Annotated in this window: 15 protein-coding genes and 2 pseudogenes; 9 read left to right on the top strand and 8 right to left on the bottom strand. The window is 71.5% G+C overall.

The genetic code is table 11. From position 1 onward, the window contains the following. Positions 1-14: 14 nt before the first annotated feature. The 3 genes from ACZZY9_RS13995 to ileS are packed head-to-tail and all read right to left on the bottom strand — an operon-like array spanning position 15 to position 5,103. On the bottom strand, positions 15-428 hold the full coding sequence (locus tag ACZZY9_RS13995) for a DUF4233 domain-containing protein (protein ID WP_463464532.1): 414 nt from the start codon (positions 426-428) through the stop codon (positions 15-17). Next, positions 425-1,825 (bottom strand): bifunctional folylpolyglutamate synthase/dihydrofolate synthase, encoded by a 1,401-nt coding sequence (locus tag ACZZY9_RS13990; RefSeq protein WP_463464531.1) that lies wholly within the window; start codon positions 1,823-1,825, stop codon positions 425-427. The genes ACZZY9_RS13995 and ACZZY9_RS13990 overlap by 4 nt, the downstream gene beginning before the upstream one ends. Next, positions 1,822-5,103 (bottom strand): isoleucine--tRNA ligase, encoded by a 3,282-nt coding sequence (gene ileS / locus ACZZY9_RS13985; RefSeq protein WP_463464530.1) that lies wholly within the window; start codon positions 5,101-5,103, stop codon positions 1,822-1,824. The genes ACZZY9_RS13990 and ileS overlap by 4 nt, the downstream gene beginning before the upstream one ends. A gap of 276 nt (positions 5,104-5,379) precedes the next feature. Between ileS and ACZZY9_RS13980 the strand changes: the two genes are divergently transcribed. Further along, positions 5,380-6,489, top strand: a complete 1,110-nt coding sequence (locus ACZZY9_RS13980) for a cation diffusion facilitator family transporter (RefSeq protein WP_463464529.1) — start codon at positions 5,380-5,382, stop codon at positions 6,487-6,489. On the opposite strand, the gene ACZZY9_RS13975 is transcribed toward ACZZY9_RS13980, so the two are convergent. Beyond that, the gene (locus ACZZY9_RS13975) at positions 6,378-7,985 is read right to left on the bottom strand and encodes a hypothetical protein (RefSeq protein ID WP_463464528.1); all 1,608 of its coding nucleotides are present in this window, start codon (positions 7,983-7,985) and stop codon (positions 6,378-6,380) included. The genes ACZZY9_RS13980 and ACZZY9_RS13975 overlap by 112 nt on opposite strands. A gap of 274 nt (positions 7,986-8,259) precedes the next feature. On the opposite strand from ACZZY9_RS13975, the gene ACZZY9_RS13970 reads away from it, so the two are divergent. Then, complete coding sequence (locus tag ACZZY9_RS13970) at positions 8,260-8,769, top strand: GtrA family protein (RefSeq protein WP_463464527.1); 510 nt, start codon at positions 8,260-8,262, stop codon at positions 8,767-8,769. A 22-nt stretch (positions 8,770-8,791) separates the two neighbouring features. On the opposite strand, the gene ACZZY9_RS13965 is transcribed toward ACZZY9_RS13970, so the two are convergent. Continuing rightward, a complete protein-coding gene (locus ACZZY9_RS13965) occupies positions 8,792-9,415 on the bottom strand; it encodes a TetR/AcrR family transcriptional regulator (protein ID WP_463464526.1) in 624 nt (207 codons plus the stop codon). A 142-nt stretch (positions 9,416-9,557) separates the two neighbouring features. On the opposite strand from ACZZY9_RS13965, the pseudogene ACZZY9_RS13960 reads away from it, so the two are divergent. The 4 genes and pseudogenes from ACZZY9_RS13960 (at position 9,558) to ACZZY9_RS13945 (ending at position 14,730) form a co-directional block, all read left to right on the top strand. Continuing rightward, a pseudogene (locus tag ACZZY9_RS13960) lies at positions 9,558-11,194 on the top strand (ABC transporter substrate-binding protein). Positions 11,195-11,249: 55 nt separating this feature from the next. After that, the gene (locus tag ACZZY9_RS13955; protein ID WP_243215325.1) at positions 11,250-12,185 is read left to right on the top strand and encodes an ABC transporter permease; all 936 of its coding nucleotides are present in this window, start codon (positions 11,250-11,252) and stop codon (positions 12,183-12,185) included. Further along, on the top strand, positions 12,182-13,051 hold the full coding sequence (locus ACZZY9_RS13950; RefSeq protein WP_463464525.1) for an ABC transporter permease: 870 nt from the start codon (positions 12,182-12,184) through the stop codon (positions 13,049-13,051). The genes ACZZY9_RS13955 and ACZZY9_RS13950 overlap by 4 nt, the downstream gene beginning before the upstream one ends. Continuing rightward, positions 13,048-14,730, top strand: coding sequence for a dipeptide ABC transporter ATP-binding protein (locus ACZZY9_RS13945; protein WP_463464524.1), 1,683 nt, complete (start codon positions 13,048-13,050; stop codon positions 14,728-14,730). The genes ACZZY9_RS13950 and ACZZY9_RS13945 overlap by 4 nt, the downstream gene beginning before the upstream one ends. Positions 14,731-14,858: 128 nt before the next feature. On the opposite strand, the gene proP is transcribed toward ACZZY9_RS13945, so the two are convergent. Further along, complete coding sequence (gene proP / locus ACZZY9_RS13940; RefSeq protein WP_463464523.1) at positions 14,859-16,412, bottom strand: glycine betaine/L-proline transporter ProP; 1,554 nt, start codon at positions 16,410-16,412, stop codon at positions 14,859-14,861. Positions 16,413-16,623: 211 nt separating this feature from the next. Here proP and valS point away from each other — a divergent pair. Both valS and ACZZY9_RS13930 read left to right on the top strand, forming a co-directional pair. After that, positions 16,624-19,232 (top strand): annotated as a pseudogene (gene valS / locus ACZZY9_RS13935) (valine--tRNA ligase). A gap of 35 nt (positions 19,233-19,267) precedes the next feature. Beyond that, a complete protein-coding gene (locus ACZZY9_RS13930) occupies positions 19,268-19,480 on the top strand; it encodes a hypothetical protein (RefSeq protein ID WP_463464522.1) in 213 nt (70 codons plus the stop codon). Positions 19,481-19,552: 72 nt separating this feature from the next. Here the strand turns inward: ACZZY9_RS13930 and ACZZY9_RS13925 are convergent, their stop codons facing one another. Both ACZZY9_RS13925 and ACZZY9_RS13920 read right to left on the bottom strand, forming a co-directional pair. Beyond that, entirely contained in the window at positions 19,553-19,726 is a 174-nt protein-coding gene (locus tag ACZZY9_RS13925) for a hypothetical protein (RefSeq protein ID WP_463464521.1), read from the bottom strand. 112 nt (positions 19,727-19,838) lie between these two features. Further along, positions 19,839-20,657 carry a methyltransferase domain-containing protein gene (locus tag ACZZY9_RS13920; RefSeq protein ID WP_463464520.1) on the bottom strand — a complete coding sequence of 273 codons (819 nt, stop codon included), beginning with the start codon at positions 20,655-20,657 and terminating at the stop codon, positions 19,839-19,841. Positions 20,658-20,805: 148 nt separating this feature from the next. Here ACZZY9_RS13920 and ACZZY9_RS13915 point away from each other — a divergent pair, with 148 nt between their 5' ends. Then, positions 20,806-22,833, top strand: coding sequence for a M3 family metallopeptidase (locus tag ACZZY9_RS13915; RefSeq protein WP_463464519.1), 2,028 nt, complete (start codon positions 20,806-20,808; stop codon positions 22,831-22,833). Positions 22,834-22,844 lie beyond the last annotated feature (11 nt).

The following is a 22,844-nucleotide window of genomic DNA, read 5'->3' as shown; positions in this document are numbered from 1 at the left end:
CGAGGAGGCGCGGGTCAGGCCGGCCCGGCGGGGTCGCCGTAGCGCGCCGCGTTCAGCCGGTCGAGCTGCGTGCCCTTCACCAGGCAGTACGTCCACAGGGCGACGAACACGCCCGCGACGACGTACATGACCGGGTCGAGCAGCCCGCAGGCGATGAGACCCGCCTGCACGATCCAGCCGAGCGCGATGCCCCAGCGGTGGCGCAGCACGCGTGAGACGAGCAGCATGACGACGATGGCGGCCAGGCCGCCGCCGAAGGCGACGCCCGTGGGCAGCAGATCACGGCCGTTGACCACGAGCATGACGAAGAACATCGACATGGCCTCGAGCACCAGCACGATCGAGAGCAGGCTCTCGGCCGCACCGCGTCGGCGGCGGGCGCGACCCGGGGCGGCGGCGCCCTCGTCGGGAGGCGGCACCGTGGTCATGAGAGCCCCTCCGGGCCCTGCGCGAGCGCGAGGACGTCTCCGACCAGGGTGATGGACCCCGTGACGACGACACCGCCGGGGCGGTCGCCCTCGGTCTCGTCGGCGAGGTCGCGCGCGGTGCGGAGAGCGGCCGCGAGGTCGGTCTCGACGACGACCCGATCGGCGCCGACGACCTTGACGGCGACGGCCGCGAGCTCGTCGGCGGGGACGGACCGGTCGGAGTCGGACTGGGTGACGACGAACTGCTGCACCGTGCCCGACAGCGCCCGGATGATGCCGGTGGCGTCTTTGTCGGTCAGCACGGCGAGGACGGCGACGACGCGACCGAACGGGAAGTACGCCTCGATCGCCTTGGCGAGGGCTCGGGCGCCATGGGGGTTGTGAGCCGCGTCGACGAGGATGGTCGGATCGTTGGCGACGATCTGCAGTCGACCCGGCGAGGTCACCTGGGCGAGCCCGTCGGAGAGCACGTCGAGGTCGAGCGCCTGGCTGCCGCTGCCGAGGAACGACTCGACCGCCGCGACGGCGACGGCGGCGTTCTGAGCCTGGTGGTCGCCGAAGAGCGGCAGCACGAGGTCGGGGTACCGCCCCGCGAGACCGCGGATCGACACGACCTGCCCGCCGACAGCCACGGTCGTCGACTCGACGCCGAAGCCGACGCCCTCGACGGCCAGGGTCGACTCGGTCAGTTCGACCGCGCGCTCGAGCTCGGCCAGGGCCTCGGGCACCTGCGAGGCGCTGACCACCGACGCGGAGGGCTTGACGATGCCCGACTTGGTGCGGGCGATGGCCTCGACCGTCGAGCCGAGCCGGTTCTGGTGGTCGAGCGCGATGGGCGTGAAGACGGCCACCTGGCCGTCCGCCACGTTCGTGCTGTCCCACTCGCCGCCCATGCCCACCTCGAGCACGACGACGTCGGCCGGCGCGTCGGCGAAGCAGGCGAAGGCGAGCACCGTGAGCGCCTCGAAGAACGTCAGGGCCTGGTCGCCGGCGGCGCCGAGCTCGGCGTCGACCATGGCGAGATAGGGCTGGATGTCGTCCCAGTTGGCGACGAGCCGCTCGTCGCTGATCGGCTCGCCGTCGATCATGATGCGCTCGTTCAGCCGGACGAGGTGCGGGCTGGTCAGCAGGCCGGTTCGCAGACCGTACGAGCGGAGGATGCTCTCGATCATCCGCGAGGTCGACGTCTTGCCGTTCGTGCCCGTGATGTGGATCACCGGGTAGGCGCGCTGCGGGTCGCCGAGCAGCTCGGCGGCCCGGCGGGTCGCACCGAGCCGGGGCTCGGGCGCCTGCTCGCCGACCCGCGCGAGCAGCTCGTCGTGGACGCGCGCCGCCTCGGCGGCGAACTCGCCGCCGTCGTCGGCGGGCTCGGGGTTCTTGCTCTTCTTCGGGGTCATGCGCGTCGCACCTCCACGGTCACGGCCGAGCCCGCGCCGACGGCGACGGCGTCGACGCGGTCGGCGAGGTCGCTCCGTCGGTCGATCACGAGCTCGGTGGTCAGTGTCTCGGCCTGGATCAGGTCGCGATGGGTCTCGACGGCGTCGGCCCCGGCGTCGTCGACGCCCAGGGTCGTCACCACGCGGTCGCTCACGTCGAGCCCGGTGTTCTTCCGGGCCTGCTGCACGGCGCGGACGACGTCGCGGGCGAGCCCCTCCGCTTCGAGCTCGGGCGTCGTCGCGGTGTCGAGCAGCACGAAGCCGCCGTCGCCGACGAAGCCGATGGCCGCGGCCGCGTCGGCGACCGCCAGCTCGAGCGTGAACTCGCCCGGCAGCAGTTCGATGCCGCCCACGACGACGTTCTCGCCGACGGGCTGCCAGTCGCCCTTCTTGGCGGCCGGAATGACCTGCTGCACCTGCTTGCCGATGCGGGGGCCCGCGGCGCGGGCGTTGACCGTCAGCTTGCGGGTCACGCCGTAGTCGCCGAGGCTCTCTTCGGTCAGGGGCGTGAGCACGACCGACTTGACGTTCAGCTCGTCCCGGAGGATCGACGCGAACGGCTCGAGGGCGGCCGGGTCGGGTGCGACCACCGTGAGACGCGCGAGGGGCAGACGCACCCGCAGACCGGTCGACTTGCGGAGAGCGAGACCCGACGAGGCGATCTCGCGCACGGAGTCCATGGCCTCGACCAGGGCGTCGTCGGCCGGGAACGCCGACGCGTCGGGCCAGTCGGTCAGGTGCACGCTGCGACCCCCCGTGAGACCCTTCCAGATCTCCTCCGCGACCAGCGGGGCCAGGGGCGCGGCCACCCGGGTGACCGTCTCGAGCACGGTGTACAGCGTGTCGAACGCGTCGTGGTCGTCGCCCGACCAGAAGCGGTCGCGCGAGCGGCGCACGTACCAGTTGGTCAGCACGTCGGCGAAGTCGCGGAGCGCCGCCGCCGCGAGAGGCGAGTCGAGCGCGTCGAGGTGCCGCTCGACGTCGGTGACGAGGAGGCGCGTCTTCGCCAGCAGGTAGCGGTCGAGCACGTCGCTCGAATCGGTGCGCCACTTCGCGACGTAGCCGTCGGCGACGTGGCGACCCGCGCCTCCTGAACCGTCGGCGTCGGCCGCGTTCGCGTAGAGGGTGAAGAAGTAGTAGGTGCTCCAGAGCGGGAGGAGGAACTGCCGGACGCCCTCGCGGATGCCCTCTTCGGTCACGACGAGATTGCCGCCGCGGATCACCGAGCTCGACATCAGGAACCACCGCATGGCGTCGGCGCCGTCGCGATCGAAGACCTCGTTGACGTCGGGGTAGTTGCGGAGGCTCTTCGACATCTTCTGACCGTCGGAGCCGAGCACGATGCCGTGGCTGATGACCTTCGAGAAGGCGGGCCGGTCGAAGAGCGCCGTCGACAGCGCGTGCATCACGTAGAACCAGCCGCGCGTCTGGCCGATGTACTCGACCACGAAGTCGGCCGGGGCGTGCGTCTCGAACCAGCTCTGATTCTCGAACGGGTAGTGCACCTGAGCGAAGGGCATCGAGCCCGAGTCGAACCAGACGTCGAAGACGTCGTCGATGCGCCGCATCGTGCTCTGACCGGTGGGGTCGTCGGGGTTCGGCCGGGTGAGGTCGTCGATGTAGGGGCGGTGCAGATCGGGCTCGCCCTGCTCGTTGAGCGGCAGACGACCGAAGTCGGCTTCGAGCTCGGCGAACGAGCCGTAGACGTCGACCCGGGGGTGGGCCGGGTCGTCGCTCTTCCAGACCGGGATGGGCGAGCCCCAGTAGCGGTTGCGCGAGATCGACCAGTCGCGGGCGCCGCCGACCCACTTGCCGAACTGACCGTCCTTGACGTTCTCGGGCACCCAGGTGATCTGCTGGTTGAGCTCGCTCATGCGGTCGCGGAACTCGGTCACGCGCACGAACCAGCTCGACACGGCCTTGTAGATGAGCGGGTTGCGGCAGCGCCAGCAGTGCGGGTAGCTGTGCTCGTAGCTCGCGAGACGGACGAGGCGGCCGTCGGCACGGAGACGCTGCACGAGGGTCTTGTTCGCGTCGAAGACCTGCTGACCCGCGACGCCGAGCTCGTCGAACAGCGGCAGGAACCGGCCCGCGTCGTCGACGGAGACCAGCACGGGGATGCCGGCGGCGGCGCAGACCTGCTGGTCGTCCTCGCCGTAGGCGGGCGCCTGATGCACGATGCCCGTGCCCTCGCCGGTCGCGACGTAGTCGGCGACGAGCACGCGCCAGGCGTTCTCGGTGCCGTAGGTCTCGGTGTCGGCGTAGACGTCCCAGATGCGGTCGTACTCGACGCCCTCGAGCTCGGCCCCGGCGAACGTGGCGCTGACGGCTGCCTGGGCGGCCTCGGGCGAGTCGTAGCCGAGGTCGCGCGAGTAGGCGGCGAGGGTGTCCGCCGCGAGCAGGAACACGCTGCCGGTGAGCAGCTGCTGGTCGCCGGTGCGCTCGCCGGGCAGCAGGGCGTGGGGCACGGTCACGTAGTCGATCGACGGGCCGACTGCGAGGGCCATGTTCGTCGGGAGGGTCCAGGGGGTCGTCGTCCAGGCGAGCGCCTCGACGCCGGTCAGCCCGAGCGCCTCGGCCTTCGCCCCGACGAGGGGGAACGAGACCGTGACCGTCTGGTCTTGACGCATCTTGTAGACGTCGTCGTCCATCCGCAGCTCGTGGTTCGACAGCGGCGTCTGGTCGTGCCAGCAGTAGGGCAGCACCCGGAAGCCCTCGTAGGCCAGAGACTTCTCGTGCAGCTGCTTGAAGGCCCAGATCACGCTCTCCATGAAGGTGGAGTCGAGGGTCTTGTAGTCGTCCTCGAAGTCGACCCAGCGCGCCTGGCGGGTCACGTAGCCCTGCCACTCGTCGGTGTACTTCAGCACCGAGCTGCGGGCGGCGGCGTTGAACGCGCCGATGCCCATGTCGTCGATCTCGTGCTTCTCGGTGATGCCGAGCTGCCTCATGGCCTCGAGCTCGGCGGGCAGACCGTGGGTGTCCCAGCCGAAGCGACGGTGCACCTGCTTGCCGCGCATCGTCTGGTACCTCGGGAACACGTCTTTGGCGTAGCCCGTCAGGAGGTGACCGTAGTGAGGCAGCCCGTTGGCGAAGGGCGGGCCGTCGTAGAAGACCCACTCGTCGCAGCCCTCGCGGGCGCGGATCGACTCGCGGAAGGTGTCGTCGCCCTTCCAGAACGCGAGGATCCCCTGTTCGACGTCGGGGAATCGGGGCGATGCGGGTACCGGGTGGTAGGCCATGGGAACTCCAGGTGGTGCGGATGTCCGTTCACGAGGACGCCTGCCGAGGGTTCTCGGTCGGCGCGGTACCACCCCGCTTGCCGCCCCTGCGGGCGACCGCTCTGCTGCGGCTGTGACGGGCCTGCCCCGCTCGGGTCTACTGACGCCTCGTGCCCTGACGGGCCGGTCGACGCGTTCTGCCGAGAGCTCCCCGGTGATGGCCGGATCACAGCGGGTCCATCGTACAAGGCGAGGAGGCGCGGCGCGATCATCTGCAGAGAGTGCAGAATCGAGATCATGACCGCCGAGAGCACCGCCGACCCCCAGAGCACCGCGAAGCCCGAGGGCGCGGCGAAGCCGGAGAGCACCGCGAAGCCGGAGAGCTTCACCACCGTGCTGGTCGCGTTCGTGGCGAACCTGCTGATCGCCGTCGCGAAGACGGTGGCGGCTCTTCTCACGGGGTCGGCCTCGATGGTGGCCGAGTCGGCTCACTCGTGGGCCGACACCGGCAACGAGGTGTTCCTCTTCATCGCCGACAAGCGCGGAGTGCGGCGGCGCGACGCCTCGCACCCGCTCGGCTACGGGAAGGAGACCTACGTCTGGTCGATGTTCGCGGCCTTCGGGCTCTTCACGGTCGGCGCCGTCGTGTCGATCCAGCACGGCATCTCGCAGCTCGGCGCCGCCGAGGCGGCCGAGGACTACCTGGTCAACTACATCGTGCTCGGGGTGGCCTTCGTGCTCGAGGGCACCTCCTTCCTGCAGGCCCTCCGTCAGGCCCGAGGCAGCGCTCGCGACCGCAGCCAGCCGACCCTCCGGTTCGTGCTGCGCAGCTCGAACCCGACGTTGCGCGCCGTCTTCGCCGAGGACGCCGCCGCGCTCGTCGGCCTGGTGATCGCGTTCCTCGGAATCTTCCTGCACCAGATCACCGGTTCGGCCGTGTTCGACGCCGTCGGCTCGATCGCGGTGGGCGTGCTGCTCGGGGTCGTCGCCCTCGTGCTGGTCGACCGCAACCGGAGGTTCCTGGTCGGCGAGAGCCCTAGCGACGAGCTCGAATCGATCGTGCTCGGCCGCCTGCTCGACCGCCCCGAGATCGCCCGGGTGACCTACCTGCACACCGAGTTCGTCGGCCCGGGGCGTCTCTACCTCGTCGCCGCGGTCGACATGACGGGCGACGAGACGGAGGGGCACGTCGCCGTGGCCCTCCGTCGCGTCGAGCGGGAAGCTCGAGGAGCACGACGCGGTCGAGGAGGCGGTCCTCACCCTGTCGACGCCCGACGAGCCGAGCCTCCTGCCGATCAGCTGAGGCGACGCCCTCGGCGACGCGCGTATCCGACGGCGACGAGACCGAGACCGATCACGACCAGGGCGGCGATCGACAGCGGACCGGAACCCTCGGCACCGGTGTAGGCGAGACCGGCCGTATCGGCGGGCGACACGATGTCGACTGCGCCGACGGCGGTCGCCGGCGCGGCGAGGGTGAAGGTCACCACGTCGCTCGGCCCCGACATGGTCGGCGCGGACGGGTCGACCGAGATGGTGAACGCCGCGAACGAGTACGTGCCCGGGCGGATGCTCTGCGTCGTCGTCCAGGTGCCGTCGGCCGCAACGAGCACCGGGTCGTCGCCGGCCACCAGCGGTTCGAAGTCGGCGGCTCCGGGGAGCTCCCCACGGGCTGCCGCGGCGTAGGCGTCGATCGGGGCGCGGCCCTCCGTGAAGAAGCCGTAGATGCCGACGGCCGTGCCCGGGGTGCCCGTCCCGGAGATCGTGAAGATCTGCGAACCGCCCATCCCCCGACCCGCGTCGGGTCGACCGACGACCGTGCTGCCCGGGGTGGGCGTCGTCACGACCGGCGCCGCGTCCGCGGGGACCGCCACCTCCCCGGCGGGCCGGACGACGCGGACGACGACGGACGCGGTCTCCGACGGGAGCACGGTCGTGAAGCCGTCGGCGTCGATGGCGGACTGGCCGACGGAGACGCGCCAGAGTCCGTAGGGCATGTACACGGAACGGCTCCAGGTGCCGTCGGCCGAGACGACAGGCTCCCTGTCGTCGTAGCCCCAGGCGACGACGGGGTCGATCGCCGCGAGGTCGATGTCGATCGACGCACCGGGCGTACCGGTGCCCTCGAGCAGGATGGCACCCGTCTCGAAGTCGCCGGCGGTGTAGTCGACCCCGACGACGGTGCCGCCGTCGACGGGTGCGGAGATCGTCGGCGCGGCGCTCGTCGGCAGCCCGGCGACGACGACGTCGCGGTCGACGGTGCCGAGGTCCGCCCCGTCGGGACCGGTGACCTGGAGCGAGATCGTGTGCCGGGCGGCCGTGGCGGCGGCCCGCAGTTCGAAGGCGCTCGAGAACACGCCGTCGGCGACGACCACCCGCACGCCGCCGGCACTCGGCGAGGACAGCTCGACGGTGCTGCCTGCGGGTACCGACGCCTCGACACGCACGCCGGCCGACTCCAGCAGCTGCCCGTCGACCGGGCTCTCGACCGTGAAGCCCGGCGCGGCGATCGCGGCGGCGGACGGCCGAGCGGACGGCGCAGGCTCGGCGGAGGGAGAGGGCGTCGCCCCGCCGGACGGGTCGTCCTCGACGGGCGCGGCCTCGCCGGGCGCGGCCTCGCCGGGCACGGCCTCGCCGGGCACGGTCTCGACGGGCACGGTCTCGCCGGGCACGGTCTCGACGGGCACGGTCTCGACGGGCACGGTCTCGACGGGCACGGTCTCGACGGGCACGGTCTGGTCGGGCACGGTCGCGTCGGGTCCGGTCTCGACTGGCGTGACGACCGCCGCCGGGGCTGCAGAGGCGGCCGGCGTGATCATCAGGAATCCGCCCAGGGCGATGGCGACGGCGGTCGGCAGGGCGACGACGGCCGACAGGGTGTTCTTCATGGTGGTCTCTCTCATGTGGGCCGACCTCGACGCGACGCTTCCGACCCACCTTGGAGCCTCGCGAGACGGCCTCAGCAGGACCGCATGACCTCACCGTAGGGAGTCCGAGCGGCCTACGGCAGGCCCGAGACCGTTTCGTTGCGCGAAGTCATCCGAGCGAGTGAGTCTCGCTCATCTCGAAGGACGATCCGGGGCGGCGGGACGTCGAGACGGCCGGTCCGTCACCGGCCGGCCTGTCCCCTGGCGGGTCTTTCAGGTGGTTGAGGGCACCACCGTCTAGCGTGACACCGTGCGCGCAGTGATCCGCTTGGCCCGAGCCAACCCCTCAGCCCTCCGATTCCTCGTGGTCGGCGGCATCGGCTTCGTCATCACCATGGTGATCAACTACGGCCTCAAGATCTTCGTCATCCCGCAGCACCCCGTCACGGCGCTGGCCGTCGGCATCATCGTCGCCACCGTGGTCTCGTACTGGATGAACAAGAAATGGTCGTTCGACGATCGCGGTGAGCGGCACACCGGCCAGGAGATGCTGCTCTTCGTCATCGTCAGCGTGATCGGCGTCGGCATCAACTCCGCACCGCTCTACCTCTCCCGTTACGGCTTCGGTCTCGAGGTGCCGAACGTGTCGTTCGCCACGCAGGAGGTGGCCGACTTCATCAGCGGCCCGATCATCGGCACGCTCCTCGCCATGGTCTTCCGCTACTGGGCGATGAACAAGTGGGTGTTCCCGAAACGCGCCGACATCGTCGACGTGCTGTCGCCCACGTCGCCGCCCACCGGCCCGACGCCGACCCGCTGACCTCCGCGCGCCTCCTCGGTCGTCATGAGGTGGGCGACGACCGCGAGCCGACGTCCAGACCGTCGACGACCGGCCCGAGGGCGTCGGCCATCGTCTCGCCGAGAGGCCGTCGACCGACACCCGACCGGGCCCACACGGTGATCGCCGTCGCCGCCGTGGCGACCATCGAGGCGGCGGCCACCTCGGGGCCGAGAGCACCTCGGCGCTCGCCGGAGGCGTCGGCGAGGTAGGCGGCCACGACGGACTGCAGCCGCACGATGCGGACGGCCGCGGAGGCGACGACCTCGTCGCCGAGACCCATCGCCTCGGACTGCGTCAACGCCCAGGGCACCCGGGCCGGGTCGTGGGCTCGGCCGACCGCGACCAGCGCCGCCTCGACGCTGCGCACGGGAGACGATCCCGAGGAGGCGCGCAGCAGCGCCCCGAGACCCGCCAGACTCACGTCGAGATCGAGCCAGAAGAGGTCGGCCTTCGAGTCGAAGTAGTTGAAGAAGGTGCCCCGACTGACCCCGGCCCGCTGGGCGATCTGGTCGACGGTCGTCCCCGACCAGCCGTTCTCGAGGAACAGCTCGGCGGCGGCGTCGGCGAGCATCTCGGCCGACGAACGGCGAGGGCGGCCGATCGGGCGCCGTGACGGGTCTGACATGCCCTCCATCATGGCGGTACACTCGATCGGTGCACTTGTTGGACTCCGTCCAGAAACGTGTTCCGCCGTCCCGGTGTCAGCGTCGACGACCGAGACGGCGTCATCCTCACCCGGCCCGCCCCTCCCGATCACCCGGAGTCCCATGAGCACCCGTCTGCCCGCCCTCCTCGCCCTGACCACCGTCGGCGCCCTCCTGCTCGCCGGGTGCACGACCGGCGGCGAGGCCACGGGATCCGCAACCCCGCGCTCCGGCGGCACCCTCACCTACGCCACGGGCGACGCCGAACCGACCTGCCTCGACCCGCACGTCGGCGGGAACTACCCCCAGGCCCTGGTCTCCACCCAGTACCTCGAATCGCTCGTCTCGAAGAACGGGTCGGGCGAGATCGTCCCCTGGCTCGCGACCTCGTGGGAGGAGTCCGCCGACGGCCTCAGCTGGACGTTCGACCTCCGCGACGACGTCGTCTTCAGCGACGGCACGCCGTTCGACGCCGCCGCGGTCGCCGCCAACGTCGCCCACCTGCAGGACCCCGAGACCCTGTCGTCGACGGGTTACCTCGCCCTCGGCAAGGTCACCGGCGTCGAGGTCGTCGACGCGCAGACGGCGCGCTTCGACCTGAGCGCCCCCGACAGCGCGCTGCTCGAATCGCTGACACAGCCCTGGGTGGCGATGGAGTCGCCCACGGCGCTCGAGCGCAGCCAGGAGGTCAACTGCGAATCGCCCGTCGGCACCGGCCCGTTCGTGGTCGAGTCGTGGACCAAGCAGGACCGCATCGTGCTCACCCGCAACGACGACTACTCGTCGCCGCCCGCCGACGCCGACCACGACGGTCCCGCGTACCTCGACGAGGTCGTCTGGCGCTTCATCCCCGACTCGGCGGCGCGCTACTCGGCGCTGCAGGCCGGGCAGGTCGACGTCATCGACAACGTCCAGCCCGACACTCTCGTCGCCGCCGAGAAGGACGACGCCCTGGCCGAGATCGACGCGCCCCGCCCCGGCGCCGTGAACCGCATCGAGCTGAACTCGGGCAAGGCGCCGTTCGACGACGAGCGCGTTCGCGAGGCCTTCATCACGGGCGTCGACGTCACCGACGGCATCGACTCGCTGTTCTTCGGCACCGCCGAGCGCTCGTACTCGCCCCTGTCGAGCGTCGAGCCGCTCGCCTACTCCGACCCGTCGCTGTTCGAGGTCGACGTCGACGCGGCCGGAGCCCTCCTCGACGACGCCGGCTGGACGGAGCGCGACTCCGACGGCTACCGCACGAAAGACGGCGAGCGCCTCTCGCTCGAGTTCCCGGTGAGCACGAACCAGTCGATCCCCGCCGAGCAGTCGCTCTTCGAGCAGGTGCAGGCCGGCGCCCGCGACCTCGGCTTCGAGGTGACGCTCTCCCCCTCGACCTGTCGAGCTGGTACGGAGCCCTGGCCGCGAACGACTACGACCTCGTGAGCGCGCCGTACACGAAGGTCGGCCCCGACGTGCTGCGGATCCTCTACGACACCGACGGCATCACCCCGGCTCCGAGCGGCTACTTCGCCAACCTCGCTCAGTTGAGCGACCCCGCCCTAGACGACCTGCTGACGCGGGCGTCCGAGACCTCTGACGCCGACGAGCGCGCCGACCTCTACGAGCAGGCCCAGAAGATCGTGCTCGAGAGCTACACCGTGCTGCCCCTCTACGACCAGCAGAACCACTACCTGGCCCGTTCGGCGGTCGCCGGCGTGCGGGCGCTGCCGCCGGTCTCGGCGGTCACGCTGTATGACGCGTACACCGTCGGCTGAGGGTCGGGCCGCCACCCGGTCGTCGACAGGGCAGGAGCCGAGGAGGCGCGGGGTCGTGCCCGCACCCGTCCGGTGGCTGGTCGGTCGCCTGGTCGGGGCGCTCGTCGTGCTCTGGGCCGTGGCCACGCTGATCTTCTTCGCGATCCGGCTCGTGCCCGGCGACCCGGCCGAGGCGATCCTCGGCGGCCCGGGGTCGCAGGCCTCCGCGGAGGCGATCGCCCTGGTCCGCGAGCAGTACGGACTGGACGACCCGCTCCTCCTGCAGTACCTCGCGCAGCTGGGCCGGCTGGCCGTCGGAGACCTGGGCACCTCGTACTCGCTGCGCACCGACGTGGCGGGTCTGCTGCTCGACCAGCTGCCCGGCACGCTGCTGCTCGCCGTGCTGTCGCTCGTGGTCGCGTGGCTGCTCGCCTTGGGCACGGCCTGGTGGGCGACCCTCGGCGGCCGCGTCGCCGGGGCGGTCTCGTCGTCGCTGGAGATCGTCGCCTCGGCGGTGCCGCACTTCTGGCTCGCGGGTGTGCTCGTGCTGGTCTTCAGCACCCAGCTGGGGTGGCTGCCGCCGGTCAGCACCGGCACGCCCCTCGGCATCGTCCTGCCGGTCGTCACCCTGGCGATCCCGGTCGCCGGGTTCCTGGGGCAGGTGACCCGGGACTCGCTCCTCGACGCGTCGACCGCGCCGTTCGCCCTGACGGCACGGGCTCGCGGCGAGTCGCGGTCGGGCCTGTTCCGCCGTCATCTGCTGCGTCATGCGGCCCTGCCCGGGCTCGCGCTCTCGGGCTGGGCGTTCGGCTCGCTGCTGAGCGGCGCCGTCGTGGTCGAGTCGATCTTCGCCCGGCCCGGGCTCGGTCGCACGCTGCTGCAGGCCGTGACGCTGAGGGACATCCCCCTGGTGACGGGGGTGGCGCTCGCCTCGGCCCTCGCGTACGTCGTGGTGGTCGCCCTCGGCGACCTGGCGGAGCGCGCCGTCGACCCCCGGGAGCGTGCCGCATGACCGTGCTCGCCGAGCTCCCCCGACGCCGTGAGCGTGCAGGCGGCGGCTCCCGCGTGAGACCACCGGAGGCGGTGGCCGCGATCATGCTGGCCCTCGTCGTGCTGGCCGCGGTCGCCCCGCAGCTGCTCGCACCGGGCGATCCGCTGGCGATCTCCCCCGCCGACGCCTTCGCTCCCCCGTCGCTCGCCCACCCGTTCGGCACAGACGAGTCGGGGCGGGGGATCTGGACGCGCGTGATCCACGGCACCGGCGCCTCCTTGTCCATCGGGGCCGTCGCCACCCTGATCGGCACCGGACTCGGCGTGGCCCTCGGGGTCGCGGCCGGCTTCGGCGGCGGTCGGCTGCCGGGGCGTCTCGCCGACGCCGGGGTCAGCCGCCTCCTGGAGGTCCTGTTCGCCCTGCCCGGTCTGCTGCTCGCGCTCGTCGTCATCGCCTTCACCGGGCCGGGCGCCGTACCCGCGACGATCGCCGTCGGGCTCGCCACCGCACCCGGCTACGCGCGCATCGTGCGCAGCCAGGTCGTGCGGGTGCGCCGCTCGGCGATGGTCGAGGCGGCCGTGGTGCTCGGGAGGCGACCGGGCACCGTCCTGCTGCGGCACGTGCTGCCGAACGCGCTGGCGCCCGTCGTCGTGCTCGCGACGCTCGGTCTCGGGCAGGCCGTCGTCTGGGCGTCGTCGCTCAGCTACCTGGGGCTCGGCGCACCCCCGCCCGCCCCGGAGTGGGGCGCCATGCTCTCGGCCGGTCGCACCTACTCGACGACCGCCTGGTGGATGACGGTGTTCCCCGGGCTGGCCGTCGTCGTGACCGCCGCGGCCGCGACGGTGCTCGGCCACGGGCTCGCCCGACGAGGGAGGGACTCCTCATGACCACCGACGCGCGAGACGACACGGCGGCGGGCGGGCTGGTGGTCGACGGTCTGCGCGTCTCGTTCGGGTCGGCGACCGTGGTCGACGGCGTCTCGTTCTCGGTGGCGCCCGGCGAGTGCGTGGCCCTCGTCGGCGAGTCGGGTTCGGGCAAGAGCGTCACCGCGCGCTCGCTGCTCGGGCTGAGCGGCGGCCGGGTCGCCGTCGATCGGCTGACCCTCGGCGACCGCGACCTCTCGACCCTCGACGACCGCGCCTGGCGTCGGGTCCGCGGTGCGCGCATCGGTCTCGTGCTGCAGGACGCCCTCGTCTCGCTCGACCCGCTGCGCCCGATCGGACGCGAGATAGACGACGCGCTCCGGCTGCACACCGACCTCGGCCCCCGGCAGCGTCGAGAGCGCGCCCTCGCGGTCCTCGCCGAGGTCGGCATGCCCGATCCCGGGACCCGTCTCGGTCAGAGATCCGGCGAGCTGTCGGGTGGACTGCGACAGCGGGCTCTCCTCGCCGCCGCGCTCGTCCTCCGACCCGACGTCGTCGTGGCCGACGAGCCGACCACGGCCCTCGACGCCGAGGTGCAGCGCCTCGTCGTCGACCGTCTGGCCGCCCTCCGCGACGGCGGCACCGCCGTCCTCGCCATCAGTCACGATCTGGGCGTCGTGCGGCGCCTCGCCGACCGGGTGCTCGTGATGCGAGACGGCGTCGTCGTCGAGCAGGGGCCCACCGCCGACGTGCTCGACTCCCCGCGGGCCGACTACACGCGGCGGCTCGTCGCGGCGCTGCCGGGCGGCGTGCCCCGCGGGCGACGCCTGTCGCGGGGCGACGTCGGCGAGGCGCGGGAGGCGCAGGCTCAGGAGGTGCGGGAGGCGGCGATGCAAGAGGCGCGGGAGGCGGCGGCGCAGGAGGCGGCGGCTGCGGTCGACGACGTGGTGCTCTCCGCGGAGGGCCTCCGACGCGTCTTCCCGGCGACCCGCGGGCGGGCGGCCCGGCTCGCGGTCGACGACGTGTCACTCGAGCTGCGCGCGGGCGAGACGCTCGGCCTGGTCGGCGCCTCCGGAAGCGGCAAGACCACGACCGCGCGCCTCCTCCTGGGGCTCGACGAACCCGACGGAGGTGCGGTGCGCCTCCTCGGGGAGCCCTGGTCGCCGCTGCGAGAACGCGATCGCCGACCCCGCCGCGCCTCGCTCGGCGCGATCTACCAGGACGCGGCGAGCTCCTTCGACCCCCGCCTGACCGTCGAGCAGCTGCTCGCCGACGCGATCACCGCGGGCCGGAGCCTGCGGACGGCGCCCGTACGGGCCGAGGTCGAGGCGCTGCTCGACCGGGTGGGGCTGCCGCCCGGGCTGGCGCCCCGTCGCCCCGCGTCGCTCTCGGGTGGGCAGCGGCAGCGCGTCGCCATCGCCCGCGCGCTCGCCCCGCGGCCCCGCGTCGTCGTCTGCGACGAGCCCGTCTCGGCCCTCGACGTGTCGGTGCAGGCCCAGGTGCTCGATCTCCTCGACGACCTGCAGCGCGACGACGGCCTGTCGTACCTCTTCATCTCGCACGACCTCGACGTGATCGGGCACATGGCCGATCGGGTCGCCGTGATGCACGAGGGGCGCATCGTCGAGCAGGGGCCGACGGCCGACGTCTTCGCCTCACCGCAGCACCCGCACACGCGGGCGCTGCTCGCCGCCCGCCCCTAGCGCTCGCCCAGAGGGGTGCGGCGGGTCGGTGTCATCGGCGGCGGGTCAGCGCTGACCCGCCTCCGATGACACGCACCCGCCGCACCCGTGCGCTCGTGCATCCGCGCGCCCGCGCGCCCGTGCACCGGTCAGCGTCGCGGGGCGGCTTCCCCGTCGCCGTCCACGCGCACCACGTCGATCGGCCCGGACTGCGCCCACTCGAGCGCCCAGTCCGACTTCGCGACCTCGCTCGACTCGTCGGCGTAGGCCTCGACCAGCTCGCGCGCCTCGACGTCGGTCGCGACCGACGGCCCCGAGCCGAGCAGCGGCTCGTTCGCTGTCTCCTTCGTGAACCAGACGGCGACGAGGCCGATCAACGCCGCGGCCATCAGGTAGAACGCGGGGATGTCGTGGGCCCACGAGAAGCCGTTCCCCTCGGCCCAGACGACCAGCGCCTCGGTGGCCAGGGGCGTGGTGCCGCCGAACAGCGACACCGACACGTTGAACGCGATGGCCAGGGCGCCGTAGCGGATGATCGTCGGGAACAGCGCGGGCAGCGTCGACGGCATGGTCGACGTGAACGTGACGAGCACCAGGCCGAGCACGAGCAGGCCGACGAAGACGAGCGGCGTGCTCTCGGACTGCACGAGCTTGAGTGCCGGCCACGACAGCACGAGGAACCCGATGCAGCCGGCGAACAGCACCGGTCGACGGCCGAACCGGTCGCTCAGGCGCCCGCTGAACGTGATGACGATCATCATCAGCACCATCACGACGATGACGAGCAGCAGCCCCGAGGTCGCACTGCGGCCCAGCGTGTTGGTGAGGTAGGTCGGCATGTACGACAGCAGCATGTAGTCGGTCACGTTGAAGACGAGCACCAGGCCGATGCAGACGATCAACGCCCGCCAGTTCTCCACGAAGAGCTTCACGAGCGGCACCTTGACGTGCTCGCGACCGGCGGCTTCCTCCTGCTGCTTCTGGAAGGCCGGCGTCTCCTCGAGCTTGAGGCGCAGGTAGAGCCCGATCAGTCCGAGGGGCCCGGCGATCAGGAACGGGATCCGCCAGCCCCAGGCCAGCAGCGCCTCCTCGCTCATCGCCACCTGCAGGGCCGTGACGAGCGAGGCACCCAGCACATAACCGCCGAGGGTGCCGAACTCGAGCCACGAGCCCATGAAGCCGCGGCGCTTGTCGGGCGAGTACTCCGCGATGAACGTGGCCGCGCCTCCGTACTCGCCGCCGGTCGAGAAGCCCTGCAGGAGGCGCGCCAGCAGCAGCAGGACCGGCGCCCAGAGGCCGATGGTCGCGTACGACGGGATCAGGCCGATGGCGAGCGTCCCCGCGGCCATCAGGATCATCGTGAGGGCGAGCACCTTCTGGCGTCCGATGCGGTCGCCGAGCGGGCCGAAGAACGCGCCGCCGATCGGGCGCACGATGAACGCGGCGGTGAACGTGCCGAAGGTGAACAGGATGTTGAGCGCGTCGTTCCCGGGCGGGAAGAACACCTGGGCGATGGTCGTCGTGATGTAGGCGTAGACGCCGAAGTCGAACCACTCCATGGCGTTGCCGAGGGCTGCGGCACTGACCGCGCGCTTGAGCAGACCCTCTTCGACGACGGTGACGTCGTCGGTGGTGAGCGATCGCCGGGCGGGTCTCGTGCTGTTCTGCTTCTTGGCGGACATCGGGTGCCTCCAGTTCGTCATGTGATGGCGTCGACCCCAGCGTCGGCAAAAAACCTGTCGAGACTACCAGTCCTGTCATGTCAGTACCAGTGCAGCGTGCGCATACGTGCAGAGAGCGCACCCCCGAGGAGGCGCGGATCGCCACGCGTAGACTGATCGTCGTCCCACAACCAGGCACCTCCCCACCGACACGGTGCCGCCCACAGAACCGGAGAGCCACATGCCGTCAGCGATGCCCGAGAAGCCCGCCCTCGAAGGACTCGAGACCCGCTGGGGCCAGGTCTGGGAGGACTCCGGCACCTACCGGTTCGACCGCGACGGCGCGACCCGCGCCTCCGTCTTCTCGGTCGACACTCCCCCGCCGACCGCCTCGGGCAGCCTGCACATCGGTCACGTGTTCAGCTACACGCACACCGACGTCAAGGCGCGGTTCGAGCGCATGCGCGGCAAGCGCGTCTTCTACCCGATGGGCTGGGACGACAACGGCCTGCCGACCGAGCGTCGCGTGCAGAACTTCTACGGCGTGCGCTGCGACCCCTCGCTGCCCTACGACGCCGACTTCACCCCGCCCTTCGAGGGCGGCGACAACAAGTCGTCGAAGGCCGCCGACCAGGTGCCCATCTCGCGTCGCAACTTCGTCGAGCTGTGCGAGCGTCTGACCGTCGAAGACGAGAAGCAGTTCGAGGACGTCTGGCGCAAGCTCGGCCTCTCGGTCGACTGGACCCAGAGCTACCGCACCATCGGCGACGACTCGCAGGCCATCGCGCAGAAGGCGTTCCTCCGCAACCTGTCGCGCGGCGAGGCCTACCAGGCCGACGCCCCGACCCTGTGGGACGTCACCTTCCGCACGGCGGTGGCGCAGGCCGAGCTCGAAGACAAGGACATGCCGGGGGCGTACCACAAGCTCGCATTCCACCGCACCGACGGCCAGGGCGACGTGCTGATCGACACGACGCGCCCCGAGCTGCTGCCCGCCTGCGTCGCCCTCGTCGCCCACCCCGACGACGAGCGCTACCAGGCGCTGTTCGGCACGACCGTCCGCTCCCCCTGTTCGACGTCGAGGTGCCCGTCGTGGCGCACCACCTGGCGCAGCCCGACAAGGGTTCGGGCATCGCGATGGTCTGCACCTTCGGCGACACCAACGACGTCGTGTGGTGGCGTGAGCTGCAGCTGCCGAACCGGGCCGTGATCGGCTTCGACGGTCGGTTCGTGAGCGAGGCCCCGGCGGCCATCGAGTCCGAGGCGGGTCGCGCCTCCTACGCGCAGCTGGCCGGCAAGACCGTGTTCAGCGCCAAGCAGTCCGTGGTCGAGCAGCTGACCGCCTCGGGCGAGCTGGTCGGCGAGATCCGCAAGATCACGCACCCCGTCAAGTTCTTCGAGAAGGGCGACAAGCCCCTCGAGATCGTCTCGACGCGCCAGTGGTACGTCGTCAACGGCGCCCGCGACGAGCAGCTCAAGTCGACGCTGCTCGAGCGCGGCGGCGAGGTCGCGTTCCACCCCGAGTTCATGCGCGTGCGCTACGAGAACTGGGTCAACGGCCTGAACGGCGACTGGCTGATCTCGCGTCAGCGCTTCTTCGGCGTGCCGATCCCGGTGTGGTACCCGCTCGACGGCGACGGCAACCCCGTCTTCGACGAGGTGATCGTGCCGAGCGAGGCGCAGCTGCCCGTCGACCCGTCGTCCGACACGGCGCCCGGCTACGACGAGTCGCAGCGCGGGGTCCCCGGCGGTTTCCAGGGCGAGCTCGACGTGATGGACACCTGGGCCACCTCGTCGCTCACCCCGCAGCTGGCCGGCAAGTGGGAGGCCGACCCCGAGCTGTTCGACCTCGTGTTCCCGTACGACGTGCGCCCCCAGGGGCAGGACATCATCCGTACCTGGCTGTTCTCGACGATGCTGCGCGCGCAGCTCGAGGGCGGCACCGTCCCGTGGCGGAACGCCTCGATCTCGGGCTTCATCGTCGACCCCGACCGCAAGAAGATGTCGAAGTCGAAGGGCAACGTCGTCACCCCGGCCGCGATGCTCGACGACCACGGCTCGGACTCGGTGCGCTACTGGGCGGCGTCGAGCCGCCTGGGCACCGATGCTGCGTTCGACCCGCAGAACCCGAAGCAGATCAAGATCGGCCGTCGACTGGCGATCAAGGTGCTGAACGCCGCCAAGTTCGTCTACTCGTTCGAGCTGCCCTCGGGCGAGCACTCGGTCACCGAGCCGCTCGACCGCGACCTGCTCGCCACGTTCGCATCGGTCATCGAGACCGCCACCGAGGCGCTCGAGGGCTACGACCACGCCCGGGCGCTCGAGACGACCGAGAAGTTCTTCTGGACCTTCTGCGACGACTACCTCGAACTGGTCAAAGAGCGCGCCTACGGTGCGACGACGCCGGCCGAGCAGGCCTCGGCCGTGCTCGCGCTCCGCACGGTGCTCGAGGGGCTGCTGCGGCTGCTGGCGCCGTACCTGCCGTTCGCGACGGAGGAGGTCTGGTCGTGGACTCACGACGAGTCCATCCACCAGGCGGCGTGGCCGACCGTCGCCGAGCTCGGTCTGTCGGAGGGCGAGACCGCGACCGGGCTGGTCGGGCTCGTCGGGCAGGCGCTGATCTTCGTGCGCCGGGCGAAGTCCGATGCGAAGGCCTCGCAGAAGACCCCCGTGTCGACGGCCGTGATCACGGCGCCGGCCGCTCAGCTGGCGCTGGTCCGCCTCGCCGCGGGGGATCTCGCGGCGGTCGGCAAGATCGCCGATCTGACGTTCGCCGAGGGCGACGAGCTCGCCGTGGGCGACATCGTGTTCGCCGAGCAGCCGGCCGACACGGCCGCTGCGGCACCGGCGGCGGGCGCCTGATGCAGCTCGGTACGCGGTGGAGCGTAGGAGGCGCGGTGCCGGCCGACCTCGACGCTCCCGTCGTCGGGGCGATCGCCTCGGTCGAACGCGAGCTCGCCCAACAGGGCGTCGATGCGTCGAGCTGGCGCTGGACGCTCACCTGGCTCGAGCGTCGCCCCGTGGTCGAGCTCGACGACGGCACGGTCATCCGCGTCGACGCCGTGACCGGCGAGGCCCACGTGCACGAGCCCGCCGACGACGAGGACTAGCCCGCCCCTCCTCCCGTCGAAGAGTCACGACACGCCGCTCACCTCTAGGGGTCCGCGGCGCGTCGTGACTCTTCATTGCTCTGCAGGCGGCCGACGGCACGCAGCGACGATCAGCCCGATCATGGCTGCGACCCTGATCGACGACCACAGAACACTCTGCGCCCCCGCCAGCGCGGCGATCGTCGCGTCGACGATCGACACGACGCACACGGTGACCAGAAGAACGACCAACCACTCTCGACTCATGGCATAACGATATCCATGGCTACGTGAGCCAGCCACTGACCGTCAGGTCGAGGAGTCACGACACGCCGCTCACCTCTAGGGGTCCGCGGCGCGTCGTGACTCTTCGACGAGGTCAGGCGCGGCCGAGCACCTCGCCATGCGGCATGATCAGCCAGCCGTCGGGGGCGTCGCGCCAGCGGCGCCAGGCGTCGCCGATCGCGTGCAGCTCGTCGTGGGTGGCGGCGCCCTTCTCGACGGCGTCGGCGTAGAACGCGGACTCGGTCGCTCGAGCGGCCCAGCTGTCGCCCCACCAGGTGCGCTCCTCGTCGGAGGCGAAGCACCAGACGGAGGCGCTGCTCGCGACCTCGTCGAACCCCGCCTCGAGCATCCAGCCCTTGAGGCGCCTCCCTGCGTCCGGTTCCCCGCCGTTGCCGCGGTGCACCGCCTGGTAGACGTCCATCCACCGCTGCAACCCGGGGTTCTCGGGCGCCCAGACGCAGCCGTGGTAGTCGACATCACGGGCTGCGACGACTCCGCCAGGGCGCGCCACCCGACGCATCTCGCGGAGCGCCGCGACCGGGTCGCCGACGTGCTGCAGAACCTGATGGGCGTGCACGACGTCGAAGGAGTCGTCGTCGAAGGGCAGCGCGAACAGGTCGGCCGTCTCGAAACGCACCGCCGCCAGCCCCCGGTCGGCCGCGAGCGACGTCGCCTGCGCGACGACCTCGGTCGACGAGTCGATGCCCACCACCAGCCCGGGGGCGACCCTCTCGGCCATGTCGACCGTGATCGTGCCGGGGCCCGACCCCACGTCGAGCACGCTCGCGCCGGGCGTCAGATGCGGCACCAGGTAGGCCGCCGAGTTCTCGACGGTGCGCCACGTGTGACTCCGCAGCACGCTCTCGTGGTGCCCGTGCGTGTACCGGGCCGTGTCGCGAGGTCGTCCGCTCATGCGGTGACCCTAGCGCGCCTCCTCGGCTCCGCCTACGCCCTCCCCCTCACCTCCGGCATCGACGGGTCACCACTCGCCGCCGCCCCGACGGCACGGGGGCGTGTCGTGACTCCCCGAGCGGGCCCGCGAACCGGCCTAGGCTCGGGCCATGACGAACCCGTTCCTCTCCCCCAGCACGCTGCCGTACTCGCTGCCGCCGTTCGCGAGCATCACCGACGGCGACTACCTGCCCGCGTTCGAGGCCGGATTCGCCGAGCAGCTGGCCGAGGTCGAGGCGATCGCCACCGACCCCGCCGAGCCGACCGTCGAGAACACCCTCGACGCGCTCGAACGGAGCGGCGCCACCCTCGCCCGGGTCGGCCACGTCTTCTTCAACAAGACGTCGTCGGACTCGAACGCGGCCACCGACGCCCTCGAGCTCGACCTGGCGCCTCGACTCGCTGCGCACACCGACGCGATCCGCCTGGACCCGCGGCTGTTCGCCCGACTGCGGAGCCTCCACGAACGGCGCGACGACCTCGACCTGACGCCCGAGCAGCGCTATCTCATCGAGCGGCTCGTCGACGACGCCGTCCGGTCGGGTGCGGCCCTCGGCGACGACGACAAGACGCTGCTGCGCGACCTGAACGGGCGGCTCTCGACGCTGACGACCCGCTTCGAGAAGAACCTGCTGGCCGACACGAACGACCTCGCCGTGGTCGTCGACGACGTCGCCGAGCTCGACGGGCTCGACGCGGGTGCCATCGCGGCCGCCGCCGAGGCCGCCCGCGATCGAGGACTCGACGGCCGGTACGTCATCACCCTCGTGCTCTTCAGCGGCCACCCCTATCTCGCGGCCCTGACCGACGAGGCGCTGCGCGAGCGCATCATGCGGGCATCGCTGTCGCGCGGGCGCCGCGGCGGGCCGTTCGACAATCGCGACCTGGTGCTCGAGATCGCGCTTCTGCGGGCCCAGCGGGCCGAGCTGCTCGGCTTCGCCAGTCACGCCGCGTACGTCACAGCCGGTGAGACGGCGGGCACCCCGGAGGCGGTGGCCGATCTGCTCGCGCGACTCGCGCCTCCTGCGGCTCGCAACGCCCGTGCCGAGCAGACCGTGCTCGAGCGTCGAGCCGGGCGGCCGATCGCCGCCTCCGACTGGGCGTTCGTCGCCGAGCTCGTCCGCGCAGAAGAGCACGATGTCGACACCGCGGCCATGCGACCCTGGTTCGAGGCCGAGCGGGTGCTCCACGACGGGATCTTCTTCGCAGCGGGCCGGTTGTACGGTCTGCACTTCGCCGAACGACCCGATCTCGTGGCTTACCACCCCGATGCACGGATCTTCGAGGTGACCGACGACGACGGCGCACCGGTCGGCCTCTACGTGCTCGACCTGCACACCCGCGACAGCAAGCGCGGCGGCGCATGGATGAACCCCCTCGTGTCGCTGTCGGCCCTCACCGGCCTGCCCACCGTCGTGGTCAACAACCTGAACGTCCCGAAGCCGCCCGCCGGCCAGCCGACGCTGCTGACGCTCGACGAGGTGACGACGTTCTTCCACGAGTTCGGTCACGCCCTGCACGGGCTCGTCGCCCGCGTCGCGTATCCGACCTTCTCGGGCACGAACGTGTTCCGCGACTTCGTCGAGTTCCCGAGCCAGGTCAACGAGATGTGGATGCTCTGGCCCGACGTGCTGGCGAACTACGCCGTGCACCACGAGACCGGCGAGCCGCTGCCGACCCGACTGGTCGACGCCCTCGTCGCGTCGCAGGGGTTCGGCCAGGGGTTCGAGACGAGCGAGTACCTCGCCGCCGCCCTGCTCGACCAGGCGTGGCACTCGCTGTCGTCGGCCGAGGCCGAGGCGGTCGTCGACGTCGAGGCGTTCGAGAAGGAGGCGCTGGCCGCGGTCGGACTCGATCTCGCGTCCGTCCCGCCCCGCTACTCGAGCACGTACTTCGCCCACACGTTCGCAGGCGGATACGACGCGGGCTACTACTCGTACATCTGGAGCGAGGTGCTCGATGCCGACACCGTGGAATGGTTCGAGGAGAACGGCGGCCTGACCCGCACGAACGGCGACCGGTTCCGTTCACGCCTGCTGGGTGTCGGCGGCTCGAAGGATCCCCTCGAGGCGTTCCGCGACTTCCGCGGCAGGGAGGCGCGGGTCGAGCCGTTGCTGGCCCGTCGCGGTCTCGCGTAGTCGGCGCGCAC

Source organism: Frigoribacterium sp. AC394, from assembly GCF_979258095.1.
The sequence above is the reverse complement of the archived record's forward strand: the minus strand, read 5'-3'. Positions and strand labels throughout refer to the sequence as shown.

Coding starts and splice junctions, on each gene's coding strand:
- ACZZY9_RS13980 (WP_463464529.1), top strand. CDS start 5,380: ATGACCGCCGAGAGCACCGCCGACCCCCAGAGCACCGCGAAGCCCGAG.
- ACZZY9_RS13925 (WP_463464521.1), bottom strand. CDS start 19,726: ATGAGTCGAGAGTGGTTGGTCGTTCTTCTGGTCACCGTGTGCGTCGTG.
- ACZZY9_RS13975 (WP_463464528.1), bottom strand. CDS start 7,985: ATGAGAGAGACCACCATGAAGAACACCCTGTCGGCCGTCGTCGCCCTG.
- ACZZY9_RS13945 (WP_463464524.1), top strand. CDS start 13,048: ATGACCACCGACGCGCGAGACGACACGGCGGCGGGCGGGCTGGTGGTC.
- ACZZY9_RS13965 (WP_463464526.1), bottom strand. CDS start 9,415: ATGTCAGACCCGTCACGGCGCCCGATCGGCCGCCCTCGCCGTTCGTCG.
- ACZZY9_RS13915 (WP_463464519.1), top strand. CDS start 20,806: ATGACGAACCCGTTCCTCTCCCCCAGCACGCTGCCGTACTCGCTGCCG.
- ileS (WP_463464530.1), bottom strand. CDS start 5,103: ATGGCCTACCACCCGGTACCCGCATCGCCCCGATTCCCCGACGTCGAA.
- proP (WP_463464523.1), bottom strand. CDS start 16,412: ATGACGAACTGGAGGCACCCGATGTCCGCCAAGAAGCAGAACAGCACG.
- ACZZY9_RS13990 (WP_463464531.1), bottom strand. CDS start 1,825: ATGACCCCGAAGAAGAGCAAGAACCCCGAGCCCGCCGACGACGGCGGC.
- ACZZY9_RS13995 (WP_463464532.1), bottom strand. CDS start 428: ATGACCACGGTGCCGCCTCCCGACGAGGGCGCCGCCGCCCCGGGTCGC.
- ACZZY9_RS13950 (WP_463464525.1), top strand. CDS start 12,182: ATGACCGTGCTCGCCGAGCTCCCCCGACGCCGTGAGCGTGCAGGCGGC.
- ACZZY9_RS13920 (WP_463464520.1), bottom strand. CDS start 20,657: ATGAGCGGACGACCTCGCGACACGGCCCGGTACACGCACGGGCACCAC.